This window comes from Mycolicibacterium obuense (genome assembly GCF_055397605.1).
This window is the reverse complement of sequence record NZ_AP043663.1, coordinates 2,402,363-2,418,838: the sequence shown is the minus strand read 5'-3', so window position 1 is coordinate 2,418,838 and position 16,476 is coordinate 2,402,363. Positions and strand designations below refer to the sequence as shown.

The 16,476-nt window shown below is 69.2% G+C and carries 15 protein-coding genes; 5 read left to right on the top strand and 10 right to left on the bottom strand.

The window, feature by feature from the left end:
• The first annotated feature begins 134 nt into the window (after positions 1-134).
• A complete protein-coding gene (locus tag ACZ50N_RS11605; protein WP_048422138.1) occupies positions 135-893 on the top strand; it encodes a FadR/GntR family transcriptional regulator in 759 nt (252 codons plus the stop codon).
• A gap of 36 nt (positions 894-929) precedes the next feature.
• A complete protein-coding gene (locus tag ACZ50N_RS11600; RefSeq protein ID WP_046361931.1) occupies positions 930-1,304 on the top strand; it encodes a hypothetical protein in 375 nt (124 codons plus the stop codon).
• Positions 1,305-1,310: 6 nt separating this feature from the next.
• On the opposite strand, the gene ppc is transcribed toward ACZ50N_RS11600, so the two are convergent.
• Positions 1,311-4,115 carry a phosphoenolpyruvate carboxylase gene (gene ppc / locus ACZ50N_RS11595; protein WP_464475416.1) on the bottom strand — a complete coding sequence of 935 codons (2,805 nt, stop codon included), beginning with the start codon at positions 4,113-4,115 and terminating at the stop codon, positions 1,311-1,313.
• A 59-nt stretch (positions 4,116-4,174) separates the two neighbouring features.
• On the opposite strand from ppc, the gene ACZ50N_RS11590 reads away from it, so the two are divergent.
• A complete protein-coding gene (locus ACZ50N_RS11590) occupies positions 4,175-5,431 on the top strand; it encodes a flavin monoamine oxidase family protein (protein WP_464475415.1) in 1,257 nt (418 codons plus the stop codon).
• Here ACZ50N_RS11590 and secG read toward each other — a convergent pair.
• The 5 genes from secG to ACZ50N_RS11565 all read right to left on the bottom strand — a co-directional run bounded on the left by secG (position 5,428) and on the right by ACZ50N_RS11565 (position 9,455).
• Positions 5,428-5,661, bottom strand: a complete 234-nt coding sequence (gene secG / locus ACZ50N_RS11585; protein WP_046361928.1) for a preprotein translocase subunit SecG — start codon at positions 5,659-5,661, stop codon at positions 5,428-5,430. The two genes, ACZ50N_RS11590 and secG, sit on opposite strands and share 4 nt — an antisense overlap.
• 31 nt (positions 5,662-5,692) lie before the next feature.
• The gene (gene tpiA / locus ACZ50N_RS11580) at positions 5,693-6,478 is read right to left on the bottom strand and encodes a triose-phosphate isomerase (RefSeq protein WP_046361927.1); all 786 of its coding nucleotides are present in this window, start codon (positions 6,476-6,478) and stop codon (positions 5,693-5,695) included.
• A gap of 23 nt (positions 6,479-6,501) precedes the next feature.
• Positions 6,502-7,710 (bottom strand): phosphoglycerate kinase, encoded by a 1,209-nt coding sequence (locus ACZ50N_RS11575; RefSeq protein ID WP_464475414.1) that lies wholly within the window; start codon positions 7,708-7,710, stop codon positions 6,502-6,504.
• 4 nt (positions 7,711-7,714) lie between these two features.
• Positions 7,715-8,737, bottom strand: a complete 1,023-nt coding sequence (gap, locus tag ACZ50N_RS11570; RefSeq protein WP_046361925.1) for a type I glyceraldehyde-3-phosphate dehydrogenase — start codon at positions 8,735-8,737, stop codon at positions 7,715-7,717.
• Between the two features lie 94 nt (positions 8,738-8,831).
• A complete protein-coding gene (locus tag ACZ50N_RS11565) occupies positions 8,832-9,455 on the bottom strand; it encodes an ABC transporter substrate-binding protein (protein WP_464475413.1) in 624 nt (207 codons plus the stop codon).
• A 32-nt stretch (positions 9,456-9,487) separates the two neighbouring features.
• On the opposite strand from ACZ50N_RS11565, the gene ACZ50N_RS11560 reads away from it, so the two are divergent.
• Positions 9,488-10,732, top strand: a complete 1,245-nt coding sequence (locus ACZ50N_RS11560; RefSeq protein ID WP_464475412.1) for a threonine/serine exporter family protein — start codon at positions 9,488-9,490, stop codon at positions 10,730-10,732.
• On the top strand, positions 10,729-11,373 hold the full coding sequence (locus ACZ50N_RS11555) for a hypothetical protein (RefSeq protein ID WP_046361923.1): 645 nt from the start codon (positions 10,729-10,731) through the stop codon (positions 11,371-11,373). The genes ACZ50N_RS11560 and ACZ50N_RS11555 overlap by 4 nt, the downstream gene beginning before the upstream one ends.
• Before the next feature lie 11 nt (positions 11,374-11,384).
• Here the strand turns inward: ACZ50N_RS11555 and whiA are convergent, their stop codons facing one another.
• The 4 genes from whiA to uvrC are packed head-to-tail and all read right to left on the bottom strand — an operon-like array spanning position 11,385 to position 16,397.
• Complete coding sequence (gene whiA / locus ACZ50N_RS11550) at positions 11,385-12,362, bottom strand: DNA-binding protein WhiA (RefSeq protein ID WP_110797908.1); 978 nt, start codon at positions 12,360-12,362, stop codon at positions 11,385-11,387.
• Positions 12,359-13,426, bottom strand: a complete 1,068-nt coding sequence (yvcK, locus tag ACZ50N_RS11545; protein WP_048422142.1) for a uridine diphosphate-N-acetylglucosamine-binding protein YvcK — start codon at positions 13,424-13,426, stop codon at positions 12,359-12,361. The genes whiA and yvcK overlap by 4 nt, the downstream gene beginning before the upstream one ends.
• Positions 13,423-14,313: an RNase adapter RapZ gene (gene rapZ / locus ACZ50N_RS11540; RefSeq protein WP_236693855.1), complete on the bottom strand. Its 891-nt coding sequence runs from the start codon at positions 14,311-14,313 to the stop codon at positions 13,423-13,425. The genes yvcK and rapZ overlap by 4 nt, the downstream gene beginning before the upstream one ends.
• A complete protein-coding gene (uvrC, locus tag ACZ50N_RS11535; protein WP_464475411.1) occupies positions 14,310-16,397 on the bottom strand; it encodes an excinuclease ABC subunit UvrC in 2,088 nt (695 codons plus the stop codon). The genes rapZ and uvrC overlap by 4 nt, the downstream gene beginning before the upstream one ends.
• Positions 16,398-16,476 lie beyond the last annotated feature (79 nt).

The following is a 16,476-nucleotide window of genomic DNA, read 5'->3' as shown; positions in this document are numbered from 1 at the left end:
CTCCGTGATGACCTTTTAGTGGTCTGACCTCTTAGTGATCCGTACACTAAAGGTGATAGCAGTCACAGTCAAGCTTTGATGTCAATGTTGACCACAGAGGTCTGACCACTCATTTGCCGTGGTAGAGATGACTCATGACCGAAACTCGCGCCGCCGACCCGTCGACGACGCCCGTGTGGCAGCCCGTCACCCGCGTCCGGTCTCACGACCTGGTCGTCGAGGCGGTGGAAAACCAGATCCTCGGCGGCGTGCTTCGAGTCGGCGATCCCCTGCCTCCGGAACGCGAGTTGGCGAGCCGCCTACAGGTCAGCCGCGCGGGGGTCCGCGAGGCGATCCGCGTCCTCGAGTCCCAAGGCGTCGTCCGGTCCAATGTCGGCGCGGGTCGCGAGGCCGGCACCTTCATCGCCGCGATGCCCAGTGCGGCGCTGACGCGCTTCCTGCGTCTGCACGTGGCGCTGTCGAACTTCCCGATGCGCGACATCATCGACGCCCGAGTGATGTTGGAGCGCAACAGCGTTGCGATGGCAGCCGCCCGCGCCGATGACGCGCTGCTGGCAACGCTGCGCGCCCCGCTGACGGTGATGGATCAGAGCGACCTGGACTGCGAACCCTTCAACGACGCGGACACCGCGTTCCACGTCGCGATCGCCGAGGCGAGCGGCAACCGACTGGTGGCGGACATGACCGTGGCCATCCGGGCGTCACTGCGTGATCCGATTCTGCGCGCCATGCGCGAGGTTTCCGACTGGCCGGGGCTGGCCCGCCGACTGCAGGACGAGCACCACGGCATCTTCGACGCCATCGCCGACGGTGACGGCGATCGCGCAGCCGATCTGACCGAAGCACACATCCGGAGCGCTTTCGACGCGATGCCACTCCTGCACGACAAGTAGCCGCCGACGGCATCGTCAGCAGTCATACTTGCCGACATGGCAGATCGAAGCGGCAGACCCGTACGGACCGGGGGCGAGCGCATCCGCAAGCTGGCGCAGGCCGCGCTCAACGCCGACGTCACCGTCGAGCAGGTCGACACGGTGCTCGATGGACTCAGCGAGACCCTCGACGACCTCAACCGGTCCACGTCCAAACTGGATGCCACCTTGGAACGCTTCGACGACACCATCAACCAGATCAACGATCTGGCGCAGGCGCTGTTCGGCGTCGTGGAGCGGATGGAAGGTGTGGTCGCGCGCGTCGAGCGCATCGTCGACATCGGCGAGTCGCTGGTCGCCCCGCTGGCCGTGACCGATCAGGTCATCCGCGGGGTTCTGGACAGAGTGAGGAAGGGCGCCGGGCTGGGCTGACCCGATCTAGCCGCTGTTGCGCAGCGCGGTGGCCAGCCCGCTCATCGTGAGCAGAATGCCGCGCTGCACCAGCTCGTCCTCATCGCCCGAGCGGTAGCGGCGCAGGAGTTCGACCTGCAGGTGGTTCAGCGGCTCCAGGTAGGGGAAGCGGTTGAACACCGACCGCGCCAGCGCCGGGTTGTCGGCCAGCAGATCGTCCTGACCGGTGATGAGCTTGTGCATCCGGATCGTGCGGGCGTGTTCGTCGACGATCTTGTCGAAGACCCGGTGCCGCAACTCGACGTCGTCGACCAGCTCCGAATAGCGCGCCGCCAACCCCAGATCCGACTTCGCCAGCACCTGAGCCATGTTCGACAGCACGGTCGCGAAGAACGGCCATCGCCGGTACAGGTCCTGCAGCACCTCCAACCGCGCGTCGCTGTCGGGGCCGTCGCCGATGTAGTCCTCGAACGCGGTGCCGGTGCCGTACCAGCCCGGCAGCATGACCCGCGACTGGCTCCAGGCCAGCACCCACGGGATGGCCCGCAGATCCGAGATCGACGTGGTGGGCTTGCGCGACGTCGGCCTGCTGCCGATGTTCAGCGCACCGATCTCGCTGACCGGCGTCGAGGCCTTGAAGTAATCGACGAAACCCGGTGTGTCGTGCACCAATTCGGCATACGCGCGCTGCGCGCGGGCCGCCAGGTCATCGAGGACGGCGTACGCCGGCTCGGCCTCGTCACCGAGGCCCTCGACGTCGAGCAGGGTGGCCTCCAGCGTGGCCGCCAGCAGCGTCTCCAGGTTGCGGTGCGCCAGGCGGGGTTCGGCGTACTTTGCACCGATCACCTCGCCCTGCTCGGTGATGCGCAGCGAGCCGTTCACCGCACCCGGCGGCTGCGCCAGGATCGCGTCGTAGCTCGGTCCGCCGCCCCGGCCGACGGTGCCGCCGCGGCCGTGGAAGAGCCGCAACCGGATTCCCGCCGCGCGAGCCATCTCGACGAGATCCAGCTCGGCCCGGTACAGCGCCCAGTTCGCGGCGAGGTACCCGCCGTCCTTGTTCGAGTCCGAGTAGCCGAGCATCACCTCATGGCTGTCCCCGCGGGCGGCCACGATCGCCCGGTAGAGCGGAAGGTCCAGCGCCGCCTGCATGATCGCCGACCCGCGCTGCAGGTCGTCGATGGTCTCGAACAGCGGCACGATGCCGACCGGCGCGTAGGGGTGCTCACCCGAGACATCAAGCAGCCCCGCCTCTTTCAGCAGCAGCGCCGCCTCGAGCATGTCCGACACGGACTGGCACATCGAGATGATGTAGTTGGGTACCGCGGCGGGCCCGAACACGTGCACCGCACGCGCGGCGGCGAATACGATGTCGAGTTCCTTACGTGCCAGCTCCGACAGCTGCGCGCCCGGGCCGATCAGCGGGCGGCGGGTGGCGAGCTCGGCGGCGAGCAACTCGACCCGCTCGTCCTCGCTCAGCGACGCGTAATCGGCGTGCACGCCGGCCCAGGCCAGCAGCTCGGCGATCACCTCCTCGTGCATGTCGGAGTTCTGCCGCATGTCCAGACCGCTGAGGTGAAAGCCGAAGACCCGCACCGCTTCTCGCAGGCGTGCCAACCGGTCGTCGGCGAGCACCGCGCTACCGTTGGCCCGCAACGACGCGTCGACGGCGTCGAGATCGGCCGACAGCTCGGCCGGTGTCTCGTACGCCGCCATGCCGAGATCGAGTTGGTGTTCGGGCTGCCGGTCCAGTATCTGGCGGGCGGTCGCGGTCAACCGCGCGTGCACGACGCGCAGCGCGCGCCGGTAGGGCTCGTCGGCGCGGGCGGGCTCGGCGCACGCATCGGCCAGCGCGGCCAGCTCCTCGCTGACGTGGACCAACCGGACCGACATCGACAGTTCCTGCTCGAGCGCGGTCAGTTCGGTGAAGTAATGCGTGAAGGCGGTGAACGCCGCACTGCCGGTGGCCATCCGGACGATCTCGGCGGTGACGTTCGGGTTGCCGTCCCGGTCCCCGCCGATCCACGAGCCCGGGCGCAGGATCGGCTCGCGCAGCAGGTCCGCGTCGGGCCAGCGGCTCTGCAGCGCGGCCCGCACCTCGGCGTTGACCCGCGGGATCACATCCAGGAAGGCTGCCGGGTAATACCGCAGACCGGTCTCGATCTCGTCGGAGATCTTCAGGCGGGACAACCGGATCAGCGCGGTCTGCCACAGGGTCAGGATGTGCCGGCGCAACTCGCGCTCGATGTCGCGGCCGTCCTCGGTGTGGGTCAACCCGCGCAGCCGCATCCGCATCAGTTCGGTGATGCGGTGCTGGGTGTCGAACACCGTGCGGCGCCGTGTCTCGGTGGGATGCGCGGTGATGACCGGGGCGACCAGCGCACCGTCGAGCGCCTCGGCCACCTCCTTGGCGTCGAGGTCGGCGTCGTCGAGCTTGAGGTACGTCGCGGCCAGGGTGCTGTTCTGCGGCGGTTCCCCGGCAGCCTCGTGGACGGCGCGGCGGCGTTCGCGGTGGATGTCCTCGGCGACGTTGGCCAGCAATGCGAAATGGGTGAACGCGCGGATCACCGGGATCGCGTGGCGGGCATCGATGCCGTCGAACAGTCGCGCCAGCTCCGAACGGTCGATCTCGGAGCGGCGCACCCGGAACGACTCGACCCGCGCCTGCTCGATGAGTCCGAACGTCTCGTCGCCGTTCTGCTCGCGCACGGTGTCGCCGAGGATCGCACCGAGCAGCCGGATGTCCTCCCGCATCGGCTCGGTCGCCTCCCGCCCCACCTGCGTGCGCTGGACGGCTCCGATGGGTTCGAGCAGGCTGTCGGTTGTCGGCGGCATGGTGCCCAGTATCGACGTAGCCACAGGGGGACGCACGGCGAGCACGGTAGCGTGGCCGGATGAGCGCCAGCGAAGCCACCGAAGCCGAGGTCGTGGTCGTCGGCGCCGGTCTGGCCGGCTTGCGGTGCGCGTCGGTGCTCGCTGATGCGGGGCGCGAGGTGCAGGTGTGGGACGCCGCCGACGACGTGGGCGGCCGGATTCGCACCGACGTCGTCGACGGCTTCCGCTGCGATCGCGGCTTCCAAGTGCTCAACCCCGCCTACCCGGAGCTGAATCGCTGCGTCGACGTGGCCGCGCTACGGCTGCAGCCGTTCGGCGCGGGAGTCGGTGTGCGCCGGGAGCGCGGTGATGTGGTGCTGGCGCATCCGCTGCGGGCGCCGTCGCGTCTACCGGGCATGCTGGCCCGCCGCGCGGTCGCGCCGAAAGATGTGGTGGCGCTGACGCGCTGGGCGCACGGGGCGCTGCGGCCGGGGCACCTGAAGCGGGGCGGCGACACCTCACTGGTGACCGCACTGGACCGCAGCGGCGTCTCTGGCGAGCTGCGTCGGGTGATCGATCGGTTCCTGTCCGGGGTCGTGCTCGACGACTCCGGGGCGACGTCGAACGCGTTCGCGTTGCTGCTGGTGCGCACGTTCGCGCTCGGGGTGCCCGCACTCCCAGCCGGAGGCATGGCGGCGCTCCCCCGCCAGCTGGCCGCCCCGCTGGGTGAGCGCGTGGCACTGCAGCGCCGGGTGGTCGACATCGCACGGGTGGGTTCCGGCTGGCAGGTGACGGCCGACGACGGAAGCCGCGTGCAGGCCCGCGAGGTGGTGGTGGCGACCGACGCGCCGCAGGCCGCGCAGTGGATCGGCGGCGTCTCCGCCACCATGCACGGCGTCGTCACCGACTGGTGGGCCACCGACCAACCGTGGCAGGGTCCGCCCATGCTCTGGGTGGACGGCAGGCCCGGCGCGACCGGACCGGTGGTCAACACCGCGGTCATCAGCGCCGCGGCGCCCAGCTATGCACCGGCGGGACGGCATCTGATCGCGGCGTCAGCGCTGTTCGGGCCGGGCCGGCCCGAGCCGACCGAAGACCAGATGCGCGCCCATGCGGCGACGATCCTCGGCTTCACCGGGGCGGACTGGCAGCCGGTGATCAGGCATGTCGTGCCCGACGCGTTGCCGCCTCAGCTGCCGCCGCTGGTGGTGCGCAAGAAGGTGCGCGATCCATCGGGGCTGTGGGTGTGCGGCGATCACCGCGACACCGCGTCCATTCAGGGTGCGCTGGTCAGCGGGCGCCGAGCCGCCGAAGGGGTGCTCCGCGCGCTGGTTTAGCTGTATTTGATCTGCAGCGCCATGCCGATGATCGAGACCACCCAGATGCCGGTGATGAACAGCGTCAACCGGTCCAGGTTCTTCTCGACCACGGTGGAGCCCGAGAGGCTGGATTGGACGCCGCCACCGAAGAGGCTGGACAGACCGCCGCCCTTGGCGCGGTGCAGCAGAACCAAGAGCACGACCAGCACGCTGGTCACGACCAGGATGATCTGCAGGGCCAATTCCATGGCAGCCAGACTACAGGGCGCCGATGGCCGATCAGGGCAGTGGGCCGCCGGCGGCGATCGCCGACAGGGTGGCGAACTGCTCCCCGTCCAGCGAGGCCCCGCCGACCAGTGCACCGTCGACATCGCCCTGTCCGATGAGCTCGCCGATGTTCTTGGCGTTCACCGAACCGCCGTAAAGCACCCGCACGCCCGCCGCGATCTCCGCCGAGGCGAGCTCCCCGAGCTCCTTGCGGATGGCGGCGCACACCTCCTGCGCGTCGGCAGCGCTAGCCACCCGGCCCGTACCGATCGCCCACACCGGTTCGTAGGCGATGACGGTCTTGCTGATCTGCTCGGCGGACAGCCCGGCCAGTGAGCCGCGCAGCGACGTCACGTTGAACTCCACGTGATCGCCGGCCTCGCGCACCTCGAGCGGCTCACCGATGCAGACGATCGGGGTCAGCCCATGCTTGAGTGCGGCCGCGGCCTTGGCAGCCACCAGCGCGTCGTCCTCGTGGTGGTAGGTGCGCCGCTCCGAGTGCCCGACGACGGCGAAACTGCAGCCCAACTTGGCCAGGAACGCCCCGCTGATCTCACCGGTGTAGGCGCCCGAGTCGTGCTGGGAGACGTCCTGGGCGCCGTAGGTGAGCCGCAGCTTGTCGCCGTCGACCAACGTCTGGACGCTCCGCAGATCGGTGAACGGCGGGATCACCGTCACGTCGACACGATCGAAGTACTTGTCCGGCAACGAGAAAGCGATCTTCTGCACCAGCGCGATCGCTTCGAAGTGGTTCAGATTCATCTTCCAGTTGCCGGCGATCAGCGGCTTACGGGACATGGTGGAGGTCTCCTAGTCGAGAACTACTGAAGGACTTCGATACCGGGCAGTTGTTTGCCCTCAAGGTATTCCAACGACGCGCCGCCGCCGGTGGAAATGTGCGAGAAACCGTCGTCGGGCAATCCGAGCTGGCGCACCGCGGCGGCCGAGTCGCCGCCGCCGACGACGCTGAACGCGCCCTTGCCGGTCGCCCCGATGATCGCCTCGGCCACACCCTTGGTGCCCGCTGCGAACGCCGGGAACTCGAAGACGCCCATCGGACCGTTCCAGAAGACCGTCTTGGCGTTGGACAGCAGCGCCGCGAACCGCTTCACCGACTCCGGCCCGATGTCCAGGCCCATCTTGTCGTCGGGGATCTTGTCGGCCGCCACCGTCTCGGCCGGCGAATCGGCCGAGAACTTCTCGGCGACCACGATGTCCACCGGCAGGTGCAATACGTCGCCGTAGTCGTCCAGCAGCTTGCGGCAGGTCTCGACCATGCTCTCCTCGAGCAGCGAGCTGCCGACCGAAAGCCCTTGTGCGGCAAGGAAGGTGAAGCACATGCCGCCGCCGATGATGAGGCTGTCGGCCTTGGTGGCGAGGTTCTCGATCACCGCGAGCTTGTCCGACACCTTCGACCCGCCCAGCACCACCGCGTAGGGCCGCTGCGTCGAATCGGTCAGCTGCGCGAGCACCTTGACCTCGGTGTCGACCAGCGTGCCGGCATAGTGCGGGAGCAGCGTCGCGACGTCGTACACCGAGGCCTGCTTGCGGTGCACCACGCCGAAACCGTCGCTGACGAACGCGCCGTCATCACCGACCAGTTCGACGAGCGCCTTGGCGAGTTGCAGCCGCTCGGAGTCGTCCTTGCTGGTCTCCCGCGCGTCGAAGCGGATGTTCTCGAGCAGCAGGATGTCGCCGTCGGTCAGGCCCTCGGCGCGGGCCAGCGCATCGCTACCCACCACGTCACCGGCCAGCTGGACGTGCCGACCGAGCTTGTCGGCCAGCGCCGCAGCCACCGGCTTCAGCGAGAACTTCGGATCCGGTTCGCCCTTGGGGCGGCCGAGGTGCGCGGTCACGACGACCTTCGCGCCGGCGTCGCTGAGCGCCTTCAACGTCGGCACCGAGGCGATGATGCGGCCCGGATCGGTGATGGTGTCGCCGTCGAGGGGGACGTTCAGGTCGGAGCGCACGAGCACGCCCCGCCCCGAAACTCCCTCTGCGAGCAGGTCTTCAAGGGACTTGATACTCATCGAGTTACAGCGACTTGCCGACCAGGCCGACGAGGTCGACCAGACGGTTGGAGTAGCCCCACTCGTTGTCGTACCAGGACACCACCTTGGCCTGGTTGTCGATGACCTTGGTCAGACCCGAGTCGAACAGCGAGCTGTGCGGGTCGGTGACGATGTCGCTGGACACGATGGGCGCGTCGTAGTACTTCAGGATGCCCTTGAGCGGTCCGTCCGCGGCGGCCTTCATCGCGGCGTTGATCTCGTCGACGGTGCCCGGCTTGGCCAGCTCGGCGGTGAGATCGGTGACCGAACCCGTCGGGATCGGCACGCGCAGCGCGTAGCCGTCGAGCTTGCCCTTCAGCTCGGGCAGCACCAGGCCGATGGCCTTGGCCGCGCCGGTCGAGGTCGGCACGATGTTGATCGCGGCGGCGCGGGCGCGGCGCAGATCGCCGTGCGGGCCGTCCTGCAGGTTCTGGTCCTGCGTGTAGGCGTGGATCGTCGTCATCAGGCCCTTGACGATGCCGAACTCGTCGTTGAGGACCTTGGCCAGCGGGCCGAGGCAGTTCGTGGTGCACGACGCGTTGGAGATGATGTTCTGGCTGCCGTCGTACTTGTCGTCGTTGACGCCGAGCACGATCGTGATGTCCTCGTCGCTGGCGGGCGCCGAGATGATGACCTTCTTGGCGCCGGCATCGAGGTGGCCCTGAGCCTTGTCACGCTTGGTGAAGATGCCGGTGGATTCGACGACGACGTCGACACCGAGGTCGCCCCAGGGCAGCGCGGCCGGGCCTTCCTTGACTTCGAGCGCCTTGATCTTGGTGTCGCCGACGACGATGGTGTCCTCGCCCTCGAGGCTGACGTCGTAGGGCAGCCGGCCGAGAATCGAATCGAACTTCAGCAGATGAGCCAGCGTCGCGTTGGAGGTGAGGTCGTTGACAGCGATGATCTCGATGTCGGTGTTCTTACCCGCCTGCTTCTGCGCGTCCAGAGCGCGGAAGAAGTTGCGCCCGATACGGCCGAAACCGTTCACGCCTACCCGGATCGTCACGTCAGTCTCCTACTCGGTCGTTCTCGGTCGTGGAATGCTCGCGACCAGCCTAGTGCGTGGGGTTGTGCGTGCGCGCGGTTGCCCCGGGACTGCTCTAGTGCACCGCCGCAGCCTGGTCGACGTACGGATTGCCCAGCCACTTCCGGCGCAGCTTCTGCAGCGTGCCGTCGTCCTCCAGCTCGGCCTGCGCCACCTGCAGGCGGGCCATCAGCGCGGTGTTCTCCGCCGCGACGGCGACCGCGATCTCCTCCACGGACAGCCCGCGCGCCACCACCTCGACGTCGGGCACGTCGCGCACCAACCGAACCAGGACCGGCGCCAGCGCGATCAGCGCATCGCAGGCGCCCGACTCCAGGTCGGCGACCGCGGCCTCGAGGCCGGCGCGGTCGCCGCCGCGTACCGTCAGGCCGTCGAGGTCGGCCACCGCGTGGACGTGCGGCAGCCGGCGGGTGTTCACGGCGAGCCCGTTCCCGGTGATCACGTACGGCGCCAAGAACTCGACGCCGGCATCGTCGGTGACCGCCAGCCCGCCGAGCAGGACGTCGTAGTCGCCGGCCCGCAGCCGCGCCAGCCCGTCGGCGACGTCGTCGAGGGTCTCGATGACGACGTCGTCGCCGAGTCGCTCCCCCAGCGCGAGGACCAACTCGGCGTCCAAGCCGCCGTCATCGGAGGTGAAGGGTGGGTACGGTCCGGCCAGACCCGCCCGCAATGTGCCCATGAACCCACCGTAGGGGGTTTACTGTCCGCCCGGTGGGAGACGAACCGACACAGCAGCCGGCCAGCCCGACGTTGTTTCTCGCCCGGCTGGGCGCGGCGATGATCGCGGCCGGGTATCCGATCGGAACCGTGCGCCAGACGCTGGCGACCTGCGCCGGGAACTACGGGGTGGACGGCGAAATGCTGCTGCTGCCCAACCACATTCAGCTCAGCGGCGGGGACTCGCTGGAGATGTCGAGCGCCCAGCACGAGGTGCGCTTCGACCAGACCTTCCCGCTGGCCACACTGGTGGGGCAGGCTCGGGGCGCCGAGATCGACCCGGCGGCCGGCCTGGCCGAGCTCGCCCGCATCGACGCGATGGAGTCCCGCTTCGGCCCGTGGGCGTTCGTGGTCGGCTACACGCTGCAGAGTGCGGCGTTCGCCCTGATCCTGCAGCCCAACCTGGTGGCGCTCGGCGCGGCCACGCTGTTCGGGTTCGGCGTCGGGGTGGCCGGCGTGCTGGCCCGCCGCAGCGAGCCGCTGACCCAGCTGCTGCCCGTGCTCGCCGCGTTCACCGTGGCGTTGTGCTCGTTCACGCTGGGCCGGCTGCTGCATCTGGGCGAGGGCAGTCTGCGGGCGCTGGCGCCCTCCCTGGTGATGTTCCTGCCCGGCACGGCGATCACGCTGGCGGTCATCGAACTGAGCACCCGCGACATGATCTCGGGCTCGGCCCGGCTGATATCCGGCGCAATGCGGTTGGCGCAGTTGGCGTTCGGCATCCTGATCGCCGCCCAGGTGGTGGGGCTGACCGCGAGCGAACTCAGCGTGGCGGTGGTGGACCGCTTCGGGCCGTGGGCACCGTGGGCCGGGTGCGCGCTCTATGCCGTCGGCCTCTTCCTCTACCACGGCCCGCCGACCCGTTTCATGGGCTGGATGCTGGTGATCCTGTTCGTCTCCTACGCCGGCCAGCTCGCCGGCAACGCGGCACTGGGCAGCTACGCCAGCGGCTTCGGGGGTGGGCTGGCCCTGGCGCTGTGCGCCCTGTTCGTGGCGCGCCGCCCGAACACACCCTCGGCTGCCACACTGCTGCTACCCGGGTTCTGGCTGCTGGTTCCCGGTTCGCTGGGCTTCATCGGCGTCACCGAGCTGATCGGCAACGACAGCTCCGACGCCGTCGGGGTCACGTTGATCTCGATGATCTCGATCGCCCTGGGCATCCAGGCGGGGCTGCTGGTGTGGAGCGCGTGTCGCCAGATGCCCGCCGCGCTGGGGCAGCGAAAGCGATACTGCCGATCATGACCGATTGGGTGATCCCGGCGATCACCGCCTCAGCCAGCTTGCTCGGCACCATGGTGGGCGGAATCGCGACGTACTGGACGGCGAAGAAGACCCACGAGCGGCAGAGCCGTCACGACGAGGAACGGCAACGGTTCGACCTGCTGCGGGAGACGACGATCCGGTTCGTGGCCGCGATGACGGAGATCTCGGTGGCGAGCACCGGACTCAAGCAGCTCTCCGCGGAGTGGGCGGAGATGACGAAGCGGCTGGCCCGCACCACCGACCGCGACGAATTCCTGGCGCTGGCCCGCGAGTCCGATCCGTCGATCCCGGAGAACATGGACCGGCTGGCCGTGCTGTTTCGGGTGGTGCGCGCCACCGGCGTGCTCGAGGACGACGTCAAGCGCGCGATCACGCTGCTGACCGAGCTGCGACTGGTGGCGCCCAGCGACATCGCCGACAGCGCGCAACGCGTCATCTACACCGCGTTCGCCCAGGAGATCACCAGCGCGTTGTCCCTGGATCAGCGCAACGCGGCCACCGACGCGTTCAACGCCTCGATCAACGACTTCGTCAACCGGGTGCGTCACTACATGCACGTCGAGGACCACGAGTTCGATGCGATCGACCGGGCGACGCTGGAGCACCTACTCGAACGCTAGATCCAGGCGGTTCAGGCGTCTTCGAGCAGATCCGGCGTGACCGCCGACTCGGTGTCGGGGATACCGTCGATCTTGGCTTTGCGGTCGGCCATCGACAGCAACCGCCGAATACGTCCTGCCACAGCATCTTTGGTCATCGGCGGGTCGGCCAGCCGGCCCAGCTCCTCGAGCGAGGCCTGCCGGTGCGCGACGCGCAGACTGCCCGCGGCAGCCAGATGGTCGGGCACGGTGTCGCCCAGGATCTCCAGCGCCCGCTCGACCCGGGCGGCCGCGGCGACCGCGGCGCGGGCGGACCGGCGCAGGTTCGCGTCGTCGAAGTTGGCGAGCCGGTTGGCCGTCGCGCGCACCTCGCGGCGCATCCGGCGCTCCTCCCAGGTCAACCGGGTGTCCTGGGCTCCCATCCGGGTCAGCAGCGCACCGATGGCCTCGCCGTCGCGGACCACCACCCGGTCGCTGCCCCGTACCTCACGCGCCTTCGCGCTCACCCCGAGCCGGCGGGCGGCACCGACGAGCGCCAGCGCCGCTTCCGGGCCGGGGCAGCTCACCTCCAACGCCGACGACCGACCGGGTTCGGTCAGCGAACCGTGCGCGAGAAACGCTCCGCGCCAAGCAGCTTCGGCGTCGGCGACACTGCCGCCGACCACCTGCGCCGGCAGGCCGCGCACCGGGCGCCCCCGCAGATCCAGCAGACCCGTCTGGCGCGCCAGCGCCTCCCCGTCCTTGGCGACGCGCACCACGTACCGGGTGCTCTTGCGGATACCGCTGGCCGAGAGCACGTGCACCACCGCGTGGTAGCCGTACAGGTCGTAGATGTCCTTGCGCAGCCGGCGCGCGATGATGCCGAGGTCCACCTCGGCCTCCACCACGACACGCCCCGACACGATGTGCAAGCCGCCCGCGAAGCGCAACAGCGCGGCCACCTCGGCGCGCCGAGCGCTGACCGAATTCACCACGAGCCTGCTGAGTTCGTCCTTGACCTCGGCTGTCATCGCCACGGGTCGTCACCTCTCGGTCGGTTCACTGTCGGTGTGGGCACCGCATGCGGTGTGCCGGTGGGTGCTGTGCCCCCTTCCGAGCCCCCTTCTGAGCCCCCTTCCGCGGCCCCTTCTGCGCGCCGTTGCAGCACGCCTTCCAGCGCCGCCGCCAACCTCGCGGGGTCATGTAAAGGTGTACCAGGTCGGCACACGTCGGCGAACTCGACGCGGGCCTCCAGCATGGTCGCGGTGCGGCGCAGTTGATCGCGCTCACGGTCGCTGGGGACTCGCGACGAGTCGACGATGATGTCGTTGACCGTGAAGGTGGGCGCGTGCTGCGCGAGCACGTGGATGTGGCGCTCCACGGAGAATCCGGATGTCTCGCCGGGCTCGGCGACCAGGTTGAGCACCAGGGCACGCCGCGCGGTGGTGCTCTGCAGGGCAGCCACCAGCTGGGGCACCAGGACGTGCGGGATCACACTGGTGAACCACGACCCCGGCCCGAGCACCACCAGGTCGGCGTCCATGATCGCGTCGACGGCCTGGTGGGTGGCCGGCGGATCACCGGGCAGCAGCCGGACTCTGCGCACCTTCCCGACGGTCGTCGCGATCGCCACCTGCCCGCGGATCGCGCGGCTGACCCTCGGGTCGGACTCCAGGCCTGCGACGTCGGCCTCGATGCTCAGGCCCATCGGGCACATCGGCAGCACCCGACCCTTGACGCCCAGGATGCGACCGAGTTCGTCGAGTGCGGCCACCGGGTCGGCGAGCACCTCGTTGAGGCCGGCCAGCATCAGATTGCCGATGGGATGTCCGGCCAGCGCACCGCTCCCGCCGAAGCGGTGCTGGATGATGGTGGCCCACAGCCGACCGTGCGGACTGTCAGATGCCAAGGCCGCCAACGCCATTCGCAGATCACCCGGAGGCACGATGTCGAGCTCGCTGCGCAGCCGGCCCGAAGAGCCGCCGTCGTCGGCCACCGTGACGATCGCGGTGACGTGCGGGGTCAGGCGCCGCGCCGCCGACAGGGTGGCATACAGCCCGTGCCCACCGCCCAGCGCGACGATGCGCACACTCATTCGCGCCCCAGATCCCGGTGCAGGACGCGCACCGTCAGCGCTGTGTCCTGCAGCCGGTCGGCCAGCGCCTCGGCCATCGCGACGCTGCGGTGTTTACCCCCGGTGCAGCCGATGGCCACGGTCATGTAGCGCTTCCCCTCCCGCCGGTATCCGTCGATCACGACGTCCAACAGGTGATGGTAGGAGTCCAGGAACTCCACGGCGCCGGGTTGGCCGAGGACGTAGTCGCGAACCTCAGGATGCTGCCCGGTGTGCGGGCGCAGCTCGTCCACCCAGTGCGGGTTCGGCAGGAACCGCACGTCCATCACCGTGTCGGCGTCCATGGGCAGCCCGTACTTGTAGCCGAACGACTCGACGGTCACGTTGGTGTTGGCGACTGTCTCGGCGGCGAAGGCCCGCTCGATGCTCTCCCGCAGGCCGTGGACCGACAGCGACGACGTGTCGATGACCAGGTCGGCGGTGGCCCGCACCGGGGCGAGCAGCGCCCGCTCGGCGGCGATGCCCTCGGCCAGGGTCTGGTTGCCCTGCAGGGGATGGCTGCGCCGATTCTGCTCGTAACGGCGCACCAGCATGTCGTCGGACGCCTCCAGGAACACCACCCGGGGGGTGATGTCGCGGGCCGCCAGTTCGCTGCGCACCCCGGCCAGGTCTCCGGTGAAGCCGCGCGACCGCACGTCCATCACCACGGCCAGCTGGGTGATCCGTGAGCCCGCGGCCAGCCCGAGGTCGACCATCCGCGCGATCAGCTCCGGCGGCAGGTTGTCCGCCACGTACCAGCCGAGATCTTCGAGGACCTTGGCTGCGGTGCCCCGACCGGCTCCGGACAGACCGGTCACCAACACCACGTCGATTCCGCCCGTTTCGCTGTCCATGCCCGCTTCTGTCATCCCGTCACCGTGTGTCGATCATCGTCGATGGGCGCCGCCCCCGCGTGCTGTTCAGTGTGCTGCTCGATGTGCTGGCCGGCGTGCTGTTCAGCAGCCGCGTCCTGTGCCGGCTCGTCGGCCGTCACGCCCAGCGCCTCCAGCACGGCCGCGGCCGTGGCCACGCCGATGCCGGGCACCGCGGTGATCTCCTCCACCGACGCCTGACGCAGCCGCGCCAGCGAACCGAAGTGCGTCACCAGCGCCTTGCGCCGATGCTCCCCCAGTCCCCGTACCGAATCCAGCGCCGACGCCGTCATCCGCTTCGACCGCTTGCTGCGGTGATAGCTGATCGCGAACCGGTGCGCCTCGTCGCGGACCCGCTGCAGAAGGTACAGCCCATCGCTGTTGCGGGGCATGATCACCGGATCGGGTTCTGACGGTACCCACACCTCTTCGAGACGCTTGGCCAGCCCGATCACCGCGACGTCGGTGACGCCGAGATCCTCGAGTACCGCCGCTGCGGCGTTGACCTGCGGGGCGCCGCCGTCGACGACGAAGAGGTTCGGCGGGTAGGCGAAACGTCGCGGCTTGCCTTCCGGAGCCGCTCCGGCGGCGACATCAGACACTGCGGAGAAGTCGCCGGGCTGCTCGGTGTCGCGCAGGTGGCGGTGGAACCTGCGCCGGGTCACCTCCGCGATCGACGCGACGTCATCGGAGCGCCCGTCCCCGGCGGCCTCGCGGATCGCGTAGTGCCGGTAGTCGGACTTGCGCGGCAGGCCGTCCTCGAAGACCACCAGCGAGGCCACCACGTCGGTGCCCTGCACGTGGCTGATGTCGACGCACTCGATGCGCAGCGGCGCATCCTCGAGCCCCAGCGCTTCCTGAATGCTCTGCAGCGCAGCACTTCTGGCGGTGAAGTCGCCGGCACGCTTGAGCTTGTGCTGGTTGAGCGCCTGCTCGGCGTTGCGCTGCACCGTCTCGGCCAGCGCGCGCTTGTCCCCGCGCTGGGCGACCCGTAGTGACACCCGCGACCCGCGCAGCTGGCACAACCACGTCTCCAATTCCGGGGCCGTCTCCGGCAGAACCGGCACCAGCACCTGCTTGGGTACCGGGTTGGTGGTCTCGTCACCGCCCTCGTCGGCGGCGCCGCCGAGCGCGGCCTGGTCGCCGTAGAACTGGGTGAGGAACTGCTCGACCAGGTACTCGAGCGTGGATTCGCCTGGCTCACCGGATTTCTCGATCACCCACCCGCGCTGGCCGCGCACCCGGCCACCCCGCACGTGGAACACCTGGACGGCGGCCTCCAACTCGTCGTCGGCGAACGCGACCACGTCGGCGTCGGTGCCGTCCCCGAACACCACGGCCTGCTTCTCCATCGCCCGGCGCATCGCGCCGATGTTGTCGCGCAGCCGGGCTGCCCGCTCGAAGTCGAGGTCCTCCGCCGCGGCATTCATCTGCTGTTCCATCTCGCGGATCAGCCGATCGGTCTTGCCGGCGAGGAAGTCGCAGAAGTCGGCGACGATCTGGCGGTGCTCCTCGGCGCTGACCCGCCCGACGCACGGCGCCGAGCACTTGTCGATGTAGCCGAGCAGACACGGCCGACCGATCTGGCTGTGCCGCTTGAACACTCCGTTCGAACACGTGCGGGCCGGGAACACCCGCGTGAGCAGGTCCAGCGTCTCGCGGATCGCCCAGGCATGCGAATACGGCCCGAAATAGCGGACGCCCTTGCGGCGCGGGCCGCGGTACACCTTGAGCCGCGGGTAGTCCTCGTTCAGCGTGACGGCCAGCACCGGATACGACTTGTCGTCGCGATAGCGAATGTTGAACCGCGGATCGAATTCCTTGATCCAGTTGTACTCGAGCTGCAGCGCCTCGACCTCGGTCGTGACCACAGTCCACTCGACGCTGGCTGCCGTCGTCACCATCTGCCGGGTACGCGGCGCCAACCCCGACAGATCGGCGAAGTACGAGTTGAGCCGACTGCGCAGACTCTTGGCCTTGCCGACGTAGATGACCCGGCGATGCGAATCACGGAATCGGTAGACGCCGGGCTCCACGGGAATCGACCCGGGAGCAGGTCGGTATGTCGCGGGATCCGGCACGGACCCAGGTTACTGCGACGGCCCGACGGGGTAGAGCGACGAGGTGGCGCTGCCGACCGTGACGTCGACCCGGATGCTG